Annotated in this window: 12 protein-coding genes; all 12 read left to right on the top strand. The window is 35.8% G+C overall.

What is annotated here, in order from left to right:
- Nucleotides 1-25: 25 nt before the first annotated feature.
- The gene (gene rfbB, locus F0231_RS13835) at nucleotides 26-1,105 is read left to right on the top strand and encodes a dTDP-glucose 4,6-dehydratase (protein ID WP_171760297.1); all 1,080 of its coding nucleotides are present in this window, start codon (nucleotides 26-28) and stop codon (nucleotides 1,103-1,105) included.
- Nucleotides 1,106-1,109: 4 nt separating this feature from the next.
- Nucleotides 1,110-1,973 (top strand): glucose-1-phosphate thymidylyltransferase RfbA, encoded by an 864-nt coding sequence (gene rfbA, locus F0231_RS13830; protein ID WP_171760296.1) that lies wholly within the window; start codon nucleotides 1,110-1,112, stop codon nucleotides 1,971-1,973.
- 19 nt (nucleotides 1,974-1,992) lie between these two features.
- Nucleotides 1,993-3,072, top strand: a complete 1,080-nt coding sequence (locus tag F0231_RS13825) for a DegT/DnrJ/EryC1/StrS aminotransferase family protein (RefSeq protein WP_171760295.1) — start codon at nucleotides 1,993-1,995, stop codon at nucleotides 3,070-3,072.
- Nucleotides 3,069-3,767 carry a WbqC family protein gene (locus tag F0231_RS13820; protein ID WP_171760294.1) on the top strand — a complete coding sequence of 233 codons (699 nt, stop codon included), beginning with the start codon at nucleotides 3,069-3,071 and terminating at the stop codon, nucleotides 3,765-3,767. The genes F0231_RS13825 and F0231_RS13820 overlap by 4 nt, the downstream gene beginning before the upstream one ends.
- Entirely contained in the window at nucleotides 3,767-4,423 is a 657-nt protein-coding gene (locus tag F0231_RS13815) for an acetyltransferase (RefSeq protein WP_171760293.1), read from the top strand. The genes F0231_RS13820 and F0231_RS13815 overlap by 1 nt, the downstream gene beginning before the upstream one ends.
- Nucleotides 4,424-4,425: 2 nt before the next feature.
- Nucleotides 4,426-5,370 (top strand): hypothetical protein, encoded by a 945-nt coding sequence (locus F0231_RS13810; protein WP_171760292.1) that lies wholly within the window; start codon nucleotides 4,426-4,428, stop codon nucleotides 5,368-5,370.
- Nucleotides 5,371-6,513, top strand: a complete 1,143-nt coding sequence (locus F0231_RS13805; RefSeq protein WP_171760291.1) for a TDP-N-acetylfucosamine:lipid II N-acetylfucosaminyltransferase — start codon at nucleotides 5,371-5,373, stop codon at nucleotides 6,511-6,513.
- Nucleotides 6,514-6,627: 114 nt separating this feature from the next.
- Nucleotides 6,628-8,043: a lipopolysaccharide biosynthesis protein gene (locus F0231_RS13800; protein ID WP_171760290.1), complete on the top strand. Its 1,416-nt coding sequence runs from the start codon at nucleotides 6,628-6,630 to the stop codon at nucleotides 8,041-8,043.
- Entirely contained in the window at nucleotides 8,033-9,322 is a 1,290-nt protein-coding gene (locus F0231_RS13795) for an O-antigen ligase family protein (RefSeq protein WP_171760289.1), read from the top strand. The genes F0231_RS13800 and F0231_RS13795 overlap by 11 nt, the downstream gene beginning before the upstream one ends.
- A gap of 8 nt (nucleotides 9,323-9,330) precedes the next feature.
- A complete protein-coding gene (locus tag F0231_RS13790) occupies nucleotides 9,331-10,467 on the top strand; it encodes a glycosyltransferase family 4 protein (protein WP_171760288.1) in 1,137 nt (378 codons plus the stop codon).
- A 70-nt stretch (nucleotides 10,468-10,537) separates the two neighbouring features.
- The gene (hisH, locus tag F0231_RS13785; RefSeq protein WP_171760287.1) at nucleotides 10,538-11,155 is read left to right on the top strand and encodes an imidazole glycerol phosphate synthase subunit HisH; all 618 of its coding nucleotides are present in this window, start codon (nucleotides 10,538-10,540) and stop codon (nucleotides 11,153-11,155) included.
- Nucleotides 11,149-11,910, top strand: coding sequence for an AglZ/HisF2 family acetamidino modification protein (locus F0231_RS13780; protein WP_171760286.1), 762 nt, complete (start codon nucleotides 11,149-11,151; stop codon nucleotides 11,908-11,910). Before hisH ends, F0231_RS13780 begins: the two co-directional genes overlap by 7 nt.
- The last annotated feature ends 1 nt before the right edge of the window (nucleotide 11,911 follow it).

Below are 11,911 nucleotides of genomic sequence, written 5' to 3'. Positions count from 1 at the left end.
TACGGCGAATTTTAGGTTGTAATAGATGAAAATTTTAGTAACCGGCGGAGCCGGGTTTATTGGTTCTGCCGTTATACGTCACATTATTGCGAATACTGAGGATCACGTTGTCAATGTTGATAAATTGACTTATGCAGGAAACTTGGAGTCTCTTTCTGAAGTCGAGCTGTCCCCTCGCTATGCTTTTGAAAAAGTTGATATTTGTGATGGCTTATCATTAAAGCGTCTCTTCGAACTACATCAACCAGATATCGTGATGCATTTAGCGGCGGAGAGCCATGTAGATCGCTCAATTGATGGGCCAAGCGCGTTTATTCAAACCAACATAGTAGGTACATATACCTTACTTGAAACTGCGAGGTGCTATTGGCAAAACTTAAGTGAAGACAAGAAAGCGCTATTTCGGTTCCATCATGTTTCAACGGATGAAGTCTATGGAGATCTTGCTGGGCCTGAAGATTTGTTCACAGAACAAACTTCATATGCACCAAGTAGCCCTTATTCTGCTTCAAAAGCAGCGAGTGATCATCTAGTTCGAGCTTGGTCTAGGACCTATGGGTTACCAACAATAGTGACGAACTGCTCAAATAATTATGGTCCTTTTCATTTTCCAGAAAAATTAATACCTCTAGTAATATTAAATGCTCTAGATGGAAAGGATTTGCCTATATATGGTGATGGGTTACAAGTCCGTGACTGGCTATATGTGAAAGATCATGCAAGGGCGTTATACTTGGTTGCAACACAAGGCTTAATTGGAGAGACCTATAATATTGGAGGGCACAACGAAAAAACCAATATTGAAGTTGTCGAGAGCATTTGCAGACTCCTAGAAGAGCTTGTTCCTGCTAGGCTACACTCTCGGAAGTTCAAAGACTCTTCAGGATTCGCTAGATTAATTAAATATGTTAAAGATCGTCCAGGTCACGATTTACGCTACGCTATTGATGCTAGCAAGATAGCAAGAGAGCTAGATTGGAAACCTCAAGAAACTTTTGAATCTGGATTGAGAAAAACCGTTGAATGGTATTTGAGTAACCTGGATTGGTGCCAGCGTGCTTTAGATGGTGCATATGCTCGAGAGCGCTTGGGATTAAAGGATTAAGCTAGTGAAAGGTATTATTTTAGCAGGAGGATCTGGCACTCGCCTTTATCCAATAACTCTAGGGGTTTCCAAACAATTACTGCCAGTTTACGATAAACCAATGATTTACTATCCTTTATCTGTGTTGATGCTAGCTAATGTGAGGGATATTTTAATTATTAGTACACATCAAGATATTGGGGGGTATCAGCGGTTGCTGGGCGACGGCTCTCAGTTTGGCATTAAAATATCATACGCCATTCAGCCAAGACCTGATGGACTTGCACAAGCTTTCATCATTGGTGAAGAATTTATTGGTACTGATAGTGTTTGTTTAGTTCTTGGAGACAACATTTTTTATGGACAAGGTTTCTCCCCGAAATTATTGAATGCTGCAAGTCGAGGAAAGGGCGCTACTGTGTTTGGTTATCAGGTGAAAGACCCTGAAAGGTTCGGAGTAGTTGAGTTTGACAATTATATGAGAGTCCTGTCCATTGAGGAAAAACCTCAATTACCCAAGTCCAATTATGCAGTTACTGGGTTGTATTTTTATGATAGTGACGTAGTAGATATAGCCAAGTCAATAGAGCCTTCATCGCGAGGAGAGCTCGAAATTACATGTATTAATAATATCTATTTGGAGCGAGGAGATCTGAATGTAGAGATATTGGGGCGTGGATTTGCTTGGTTAGATACTGGAACACACGACTCGCTCTTAGAGGCCTCACAATTTGTACAAACAATAGAGCAAAGACAAGGCTTTAAAATCGCTTGTCTTGAAGAAATCGCGTTTAATAACGGCTGGTTAACGGATATAGAGCTCCGAAAACGAGCGGCCCTTTTTGGAAAGACAAGTTATGGCTCCTATTTACTAAGTTTGCTAAGTTAGGGTGAGAGAACAATCAAAAATGATTAATGTTACTAAGAGTTACTTACCAAATATTGATGTGTTTAAGCAATATGTTGACGAGATTTATGATTCCGCCTGCCTCACGAATAGGGGACCCTTACACCAAAAGTTGGAAAAGTTACTAGCAAATCGTCTAGGGGTCAAAAATCTTTTACTAGTAGCAAATGGTACTCTGGCATTACAAGTGGCCTATCGTTTATTAGAATTGAAAGGAGAGGTTATCACCACTCCTTTTAGTTTTGCAGCTACTAGTTCTTCATTGATTTGGGAGGGACTAGAGCCTGTCTACGCAGATATTTGCCCTAATTCATTTAATATTGAACTAGAAAATATAGAATCTGCTATTACTAACCGAACTTCAGCAATAGTACCAGTGCATGTGTTTGGAAACGCTTGCCATGTTGATAAAATATCTGCTTTAGCAAATAAACATAATTTGAAAGTTATTTATGATGCATCTCACGCATTTGATGTGTCGGGTCAGCATGGGAGCTTATTAAACTATGGTGATATTAGCACTCTTAGTTTTCATGCGACAAAATTATTCCATACGATTGAAGGTGGAGCTTTAGTCATAAATGACGATGAACTATTTAAGAAAGCACGTAAAATGATTAATTTTGGTCTAGAGTTGGGAGGGACGATTAGCTCATTAGGTATAAATGCAAAAATGAATGAGTTTCAGGCTGCAATGGGACTCTGTATGCTTAGCGAAGTTGATTCGATAATAGAAGAACGGAAGAAGCTTGTCGAAAAATATAAGTCTATATTAATCGACTCAGTTAGTTTTCAGAAACTAAACCCCGTATTTTCAGAGAACTATTCTTACTTTCCAGTCGTTTTTGAACATCATGATATTATGAAAAAAGTACTCAAAATGCTAGAGAAAGAAGGTATTAACGCTCGCAGATACTTTTTCCCATCATTAGATGAAATTTATAGTCAAACTTCAATTATGCCGGTTTCTCGTGACATATCCGATCGGATTATTTGTTTGCCACTTTACGCAGGGCTACAAGTTACGGAAGTGATCCGGATAGCTTCAATTATCAAGCGAGTATTGGAAGAAAATAAATGAAACTAGCAATTATGCAGCCCTATTTCATGCCTTATATTGGGTATTTTCAGCTGATAAACTCTGTCGATAAGTTCATTATATATGATGACGTGAATTATATAAAGAGAGGTTGGATTAATCGTAATAGGTTTTTAATAAATAGCACCCCTAAGCTTTTATCAGTACCTTTGAAAAATGCTAGTCAAAATAAATTGATACTGGATATCAATATCAATGACCAAAGCCTTTGGAAGACTAAGTTTCTCAAGTCTATTAATCTTGCATATAAAAAGGCCCCCTATTTTGATGAAGTTTATGCTCTTATCGAAGATGTTTTTCAGTGTAATAACAACAACTTGTCTTTTTTTGTGGCAAACTCGATAGTGTCTATCTGTAGATACCTTGGAATTGGCACCGATATAGTGCTAAGTTCAGCTATCTACAACAACGCTGAGCTAAGTGGGCAACAGCGCATTATTGACATATGCTTACGTGAAAAAGCCAGTGTATATATTAACCCAATTAATGGAACTGAACTTTACGATAACGAAATCTTCAACCAAAACGGAATAGAGCTTAAATTCATTAAGTCCGATTCGTTCGAGTATCAGCAGTTTGGAAGTGAGTTTCATCCTTGGCTTTCAATAATCGATGTTATGATGTTCAATTCTCCCTCTGAAATAAATGATTTTCTTAAAAAATATAGGCTCATATAATGTCAAAAATAGTTATTTTCGGAACAAAAGACACTGCAGAACTAGCGCATTTTTACTTAAGTAATGATACTGAGCATGAAGTTGTAGCATTTGCTGTTAGTAAAGAGTACAAAGATTGTGACACATTTAAAGGCTTGCCTGTAGTAGCGTTTGAAGGTATAGAACATTTATATGGGCCAAAAGAATATAAATTTTTCGCACCAATGACAGGTGTAAATATGAATCGTTCTAGAGAAAAAATTTATAATGAAATTAAAAGTAAAGGCTATTCTTTGATTTCCTATGTTAGTTCTCGTGCGACCGTCTTTCCTGGTGCGAAGATTGGTGATAACTGTTTCATTTTGGAAGACAATACCATCCAGCCTTTTACAAGTATTGGTAATAATGTGGTGATGTGGAGCGGTAACCACATTGGTCATCACAGTGAAATTAAAGACCATGTGTTTTTTACGTCGCATGTGGTTTTGTCTGGTCATTGTATCGTGGAACCTTATTGTTTTTTCGGTGTTAATGCGACTATCAGAGATTACTCTCGTCTGGCGAAAGGTTCGTTAATATCTATGGGAGCAAGTGTCTTTAAAGATACGCAAGAGTGGGGGGTTTATATTGGCAACCCTGCTAAGAAGAGTCCGAAGCTAAGTTATGAGGTATACTGATTATGGGGTGGATTAAAAAGGGACACATTTACAAGCCGAGTGGTGATATTAACTTTTCACAATCTCATGCTCAAGTTCCTGTCGTGGATTATCAGCCGAAAAGTGATACGTTTAGAATCTATTTTTCTACACGTGATAAAAATAACCGTAGTCTCCCTGGGTATATTGATGTTTTGGCTGATAACCCTAAAAAAATAGTTAATGTCGCGGATAAACCCATATTGCCTCTTGGGTCTCTGGGGACTTTCGATGACTGTGGTGTAATGCCGTCTTGGGTGGTTAACAATGGCGATAAAAAATATCTGTACTACATTGGTTGGAATGTAAGAAATACAATTTCCTATCATAATTCGGTTGGTTTAGCTATAAGTTCAGATGGAGGAAATAGTTACGAAAAATTTTCTGAAGGACCTCTGTGGGACAGAAACTATATTGAGCCACAATATTCTGGGACTAGTTGTGTTTTGTTTGACAATGGTGTGTGGAAAAATTGGTATTTGTCTTGCACAGAGTGGCGAATAATTAATGATAAATCGGAGCCAAGATACCATATTAAGTACGCTGAGTCAGCAGACGGAATTAATTGGATACGTAAGGGTACAGTAGCTATAGATTATCAATCAGATGATGAAGCAGGCATAGTTAAAGCCTCTGTAATCAAAAAAAATGGTCAGTATTTTATGTGGTATTCATATCGTAAATTTAATGACTATAGAACTAACAAAGAGAGTAGTTATCGTATTGGTTATGCTGAGTCACCAGATGGTATAAATTGGAAGCGTATGGACAATAAGGCCGGAATCACGATATCTGAAAGTGGGTGGGATTCACAAATGATAGAGTACCCTCATGTAATTAAACACAAAGAAAAATTACTGATGTTTTATAATGGAAATGGTTTTGGTGAGAGTGGATTTGGCTATGCCGAATTTAATGCTAAATGCTAAATGCTAAGTGCTATCGGAGTACGTGGTTTGCGAATTTTACACTTATCTTCTAACAACAATAATCTATACTATGCTCTAGAAACCTTTACAAAACTAGCTGAAAACCATGTTTATATGCTAGGCGAGCCTACTACAAATGAATACAAAGATATAATCACAAGCATTGGTTTTTTTGACTTGTTAAACCCTTACTTCTCTCAACGCTTTTTGGATTATGACTTAGTAGTATTACACTCTCTAAGCCCTTACTGGATTAGACATATAATTCTTTCTAACAATGATGTCAAATTTCTATGGATAGGCTGGGGCTGGGATTATTATGACCTCGTGAAAAAATTTGATGGCTTATTACCAAGAACTAAAAGCTTACATTCTCAAGAGTTTTCCAGAGATATAGTTATATACTTTAAAAATAAGCTATCTGCTCTGAAAGTATCAATTCTTAATATTGGAAAAAGAAAAGCTATTTCAAAAATATCTTACTTCTCTCCTGTTATTTATGAAGATTATGAGCTAATTGATAATAATTCAGATGTCCAGCTTCCTCCCTATGTAAATTGGAATTATGGTGGAATAGAAAAATGGTTACATGGTGGTGAATTTGATAAATTGAGTGATTGGATTTTGCTAGGTAATAGCGCTACGTACTCAAATAATCATTTCGATATTATCGATTTTATTAAAAAGGTTAAACTAGAAGACCGAAAAGTTGTTGTCCCATTAAGTTATGGAGAAAGAGGCGTTAAGAAAGAAGTAATAAACCATGGTTCAAATGTATTGAATGGTAATTTTAAACCAATAAATGATTACTTACCTTTAGACGAATACAATAATATTATTAGCTCATGTGGATTTGTTATCATGAATCACGTTAGGCAACAAGCACACGGTAATATTATTTTGATGCTTTATCTAGGTGCAAAAGTATTCATACGAGAAGATTGCCCCTCTTATCTTTTTTTTAAGAGAGTTGGAGCAGTAATTTTCGGAGTTAGTGAACTCATTCGTAATCCCTCTCTTCTGGATCTAGGTTTGACAGACGAGGAAAAGGAAATAAATAGATTCGTTATTGAAGAAAACTGGTCTAGGAGAGTTATAGATGAAAAAGGTAAAGAGATTATTAAAGTAATCAGTTCCACTTAACAATGGTTAAGAATACGTTCTATTTAATTTCGTTAGTCACGGTAAAGTATTCTACCCAATTTCCAAGATGTTTTAAGATATTTGTGTTATCGATGTTTTATTAATGAGTATGCATTGAAAATAAAAAAAATTTTACAATTTGCTATCGGCCCTATTGGAGCTGCTGGATTAAGTGTGTTGATAATCCCTACGTTATCTTGGTACTACAGTACCGAAGATATAGGGCGCTTAGCCATGCTTACAACCGCAACGAGCTTTTGTGTTCTACTTTTTAGCTTAGGCTTGGATCAAGCCTATGTTAGAGAATATAACGAAGTTCAGGATAAGCATGCTTTGCTCAGAGCAGTACTAGCTCCTACACTATTATTACTATGTATAACTCTTTTAATGTTTGAGGTTTCTTCGACAAGTCTGTCCGAAATCTTATTTCATAAGAAATCCGCCATTATCTCATTTTTGTTAAACTTATCAATTATACTAGTGTTCTTGTCAAGATTTCTGGGTTTGGTTTTACGTATGCAAGAACGCGCATTGGCATACTCTTTGAGTCAGTTATTACCCAAAGTGTTTTTGTTATTGCTGATTATTTCTTATGTTTGTTTTTCTGTAGAAGCTAGCTTCGAATACTTGTTATTTGCTAATGTTTTTTCTTCGCTTATCGTTTTTCTTATTCTCGTTTGGAACATTCGTTATGATTTGTTAAAAGCTTCATTTTGCCATATTGATAAAGAAAAGTTGAAAGGAATGTTGAATTATGGAATTCCTCTTATATTTAGCGGTATTGCTTATTGGGGATTAACTGCAATTGACCGTTTCTTTTTACGTGAATTGTCGTCATATGAAGAGTTGGGTATATATTCAGTAGCTATAAACTTTGCTGCTGTTGCTTTAATCCTTCAAAATGTTTTTACAACTGTCTGGGTTCCTATAGTTTATAAATGGATTGCTGATGGTGTAGATGTAAATAAAATTACTAACGTTAGTGATGGATTGCTTATGTTAGTGGTGATATTATTTTGTGTACTAGGTATGTTTTCTTGGTTGATTTCGTATATATTGCCTCCTGATTATGTTGAAGTTCAATACATAGTTATTCCATGTTTGGCCGCTCCTTTCTTTTATACTCTTTCTGAAGTTACCGGTGTTGGGGTTGGTATTCGAAGAAAATCAGTGTTCTCTTTAATGTCGACAGTAATAGCATTATTGGTAAATATAGCGATCAATTATGCTTTGATACCTTTATATGGAGCAAAAGGCGCAGCTATTGCGTCTGCTATATCTTTTGCAGTGTTTTTTTTAATTAAAACAGAATGCTCAAATTATTTGTGGAAAAAAGTACCTAGATTACATGTTTATTTATTTATTGTGATATTGCTATTTGGCTGTATATTGCACGTATTAATCGCTCAATATTTCTTTTTTGAAGTTGTACTTTTTTGGTTTTTTACCTTATGCGGCTCGCTTTTGTTTTTTAAAAGAATTATAAATAAATTATACTCCAATATAAAGAGCTTTAAATATGAAAGTTAAGAAGTCAGGCTTAAATTATATATTTTTTATTATACTGGCTTTATCAGTTTATATACCATTTTTTGAAGTGGGTGTTAGAGTAAGAGTTGAAGATATCGCTGTCCTTCTATTTTTGTTTATATTACCTTTTACTATAAATGAGAGAGAGGTTAGTATAATTTTTTCTTTAGTCTACCCTTTGTTAATTTTTATCGTTATGTTTATTCCATTGGGTGTGATGCAATCTAAAGCTCACTTGGGAGAATATATCCTTCCTACAGAGCTTTGGCAGTACATAAAAAGATTGGTTTTTTTTAGTGTTGGTTTTAATTGTTTTTACAGCTTAAATGAGAAGAAGAGAACAAGCATAAGTAAGTCCATGCTTATTATAGTGTTTGGCTTACTTATAGTTGGATTGTTGCAAGTATTTCCCAACAACCTAGGGGATTATTTGACTGCTTTGTATCCAAGATCTGATACTCAATTTGAAATAGCTATGGCAGATGTAAATAGAAGAATATATGGCGTAAGTGGTCATTCGATATCATGGGGAGGGTTTAGCGGTTTTCTACTTTTAGCTGGACTGTTCCTTTTATTTACTAGTAATGTTCAATTGAAAAGTTATTTTTTCATAGCATCACTTCTATTTATTCTTAGCTTTTTGAATGTTTTTTTCTCTGGTTCAAGAGCAGCATTGGCAGCTTATATTATATCCTTAGTAGTGTTATCTTTTTTTGTATTAGCGCAAAATCCAAAGTGGATATTAAAGTCAGGTTTTTTCTCTTTCATCCTTCTTAGTATTGTTGTCTTTTTCGGAACATTCCTTTTTTCGGATCAAATTTCATTTATTATTTATAGGTTTGATGTCCTGATAGAGCAGTCTGGCGGTCAGCGAATGGAGCAAATAAATATGGCTGTATCCTTATTGAATGAACCTTATGATATTTTAATTGGAGTCTCGAATAGTGCTCAACGTGCTAATGGTGTTACACATGGTGTAGAAGTAGAGCCAGTTAATTTATATGCTAACTATGGCGTTATTGGAGTTCTTTGTATCTACGGTTTTTTAGCATTACTGTTAACTAAACTCTATAAGTTGACTAGAGAAACGAAAGAGCGCATCGTCTTTTACTTAATGTTTTCTATGTTTACTATGTATTCAATTTTCTCGTTAGGGTACTTTTTCTTTGCTGAAATCGTTGTTGGAGCGTACCCTTTCCTTATATTTGGAATGATGCTTGGTTTTACTAAGTCGAAAAAAGATTGCTTGTGTTTCTCTAGTTTTAGAACTGGTTATTAGGTTTTTTAATGAAAATACTTCATATATGTAGCGATTACTCTAAACAAAAAATATACAACAGACTAGTTACTAGTCTGGATACGTTGGGTCTTTCTCAACAAGTTTATGTCCCGGTTCGAACTGAGGAAGAGGTTGGAAGAAATATCAATTCAGAACTCTGTAATACTGATTTCTTTTTTTCTAATATATTGAAGAAACATCACCGTGTTTTCTTTAGAAGTAAGATTAATTTAGTCTATAAAAATTTAGTCGAAGGCCTAGGTGTAAACAATGTGTCTTTAACTCATGCTCACTTCCTTTATAGTGATGGAGCAGCCGCACTGCGTTTGAAAGAAAATTATGACATTCCTTACATCGTTGCGGTAAGAAATACTGATGTTAATGTATTTATGAAATATCGGCCAGACCTTAAATCTACATGCCTACGAATACTAAAGAATGCGTCAAGAGTAATTTTGATTACACCTTCTTATAAAAAAGTGCTGATGAACTATGCCCCCCCAAATATGCGTGAAGAATTATCTAAAAAAATATCCATTATTCCTAATGGATTAGATGAATTTTGGCTGAATAATTTATGCGAAGATAAACTGGTTAATAATGGTATCATAAAGACGTTATATGTTGGCGATTTATCAAAAAATAAGAACGTAATTCGTTCAATTAGAGCACTAGAGTTACTTTATAAATCTCAACCTGTTGAATTTACAGTTGTAGGAAGCGGTGGAGATGGTGAAAAAGAATTCCTTGAATACGTTAGAAGCAATCGACCTCCTTTTGTTAAGTACTTGGGAAGGATAGATAGCAAAAATGAACTGTTGGCAATTTATCGAAAAAATAATATTTTCTTGATGCCGTCATACAGAGAGACGTTTGGCGTATCCTACTTGGAAGCATTGTCACAAGGACTACCGATAGTTTTTTCACAAGGTCAAGGTGTTGATGGTTACTTCGATCACACAAACGTGAGCGAATCTGTGAACCCATATGACGCTAACGATTTAGCCCAAAAGATACGTCAGATAAATTCTGACCTTTCTGATAGATATTCTAGTTGCACCAAGCAAGCTCAAAGGTTTCAATGGGAAAATATATCTCAAAAATACCTCGATATTTATAATAGTGTTGCTTTAAGAAAAACGTAAAATCATCTAGTCTACCCTTGTTTCGAAGTGACACGGAGCGCTAGTTGTATTTTCCGATTGGGAGAACGTTATGATAGTTATATTAGATTATGGAATGGGGAATCCAAGCTCAATACTGAACATGATTCGTAAAGTAGGCGGTGATGCGACGATAACTTCGGATCATGAAGTGATTACAAGGGCTAAAGCAATCATCTTGCCTGGTGTTGGCTCCTTTGACAACGGAATGCAGAAGCTAAATGAATCGGGTTTGACTCCTTTGATAAAAAAATTAGTATTAAAAGATAAACTTCCTTTTTTAGGCATTTGCCTGGGTATGCAGTTGTTATTTGAATCTAGCGAAGAAGGCAGTATACCTGGATTAGGCTTAGTTAAAGGTAAGGTAACGCGATTCAATTTTGATGAAGACTCGAGACTAAAGGTTCCTCATATGGGGTGGAACGTGGTAACAGCTAAACACGATTGCTCTTTGTACAATGGGTTTGTTGATGAAAGTCGTTTCTATTTCGTACATTCATATTATGTCGAATGTGACGATGAGAGGGATATTGCAGCTACCTCTTGCTACGGTCATCAGTTTACCTGTTCGGTTCAGTCAGGCAATATAACAGGCGTGCAGTTTCATCCTGAGAAAAGTCACAAATTTGGTATTCATTTTTTTAGAAACTTCTTGGATTTACTATGTTAGCCACGAGAGTTATCCCAACCCTTTTAATGCGGAATACTGGTCTTGTTAAGGGAGTAAAATTTAAAAATCATAAATATGTTGGCGACCCTGTAAATGCGGTTAAGATTTTTAACGATAAAGAAGCTGATGAACTCATTATTTTGGATATTAACGCAACAGTGGATCGGCGAGAACCTAATTATGAGCTAATTGCAGACATTGCGTCCCAAGCGTTCATGCCATTTGCATACGGTGGCGGTATTAACACGATAGAGCAGATAGAGAAAATTTTCCGATTGGGAGTCGAAAAAATCATTTTGAATTCTGCAGCATGTAATGATTTACAGTTAGTTTCCGAAGCTTCATCGATTGCTGGCTCACAAAGCATTGTGGTGTCGATTGACGTAAAGAAATCTTTGTTCGGAAAGTATAAAGTATTTAGTCATAGTAATTCTATTAATACGGGATTAGAACCGATAGAATTCGCTACTCAAATTGAAAAAGCTGGAGCTGGGGAGATAATGGTAACTTCGATCGACAATGAAGGTACGGGCAATGGGTATGATTATAAGCTCATTCAACAAATTGCTGACGCTGTTACTATCCCAGTTATCGCATCTGGTGGAGCTGGTAGTATGCGGCACCTTAAGGAAGCTGTAGATTCAGGTGCTTCTGCTGTAGCAGCTGGTAGCTTGTTTACTTTCCACGGCAAACATAGGGCCGTACTAATTACATATCCAGAATATCAAGAATTAAAAAGCTTGTTTAGAGGCTAAC

It is taken from the genome of Vibrio sp. RE86 (assembly GCF_013114545.1).
In the GTDB taxonomy this organism is placed as follows: Bacteria; Pseudomonadota; Gammaproteobacteria; order Enterobacterales; family Vibrionaceae; genus Vibrio.
Note: the sequence above shows the minus strand (reverse complement) of the source record. Positions and strands in the feature narration are given on the sequence as shown.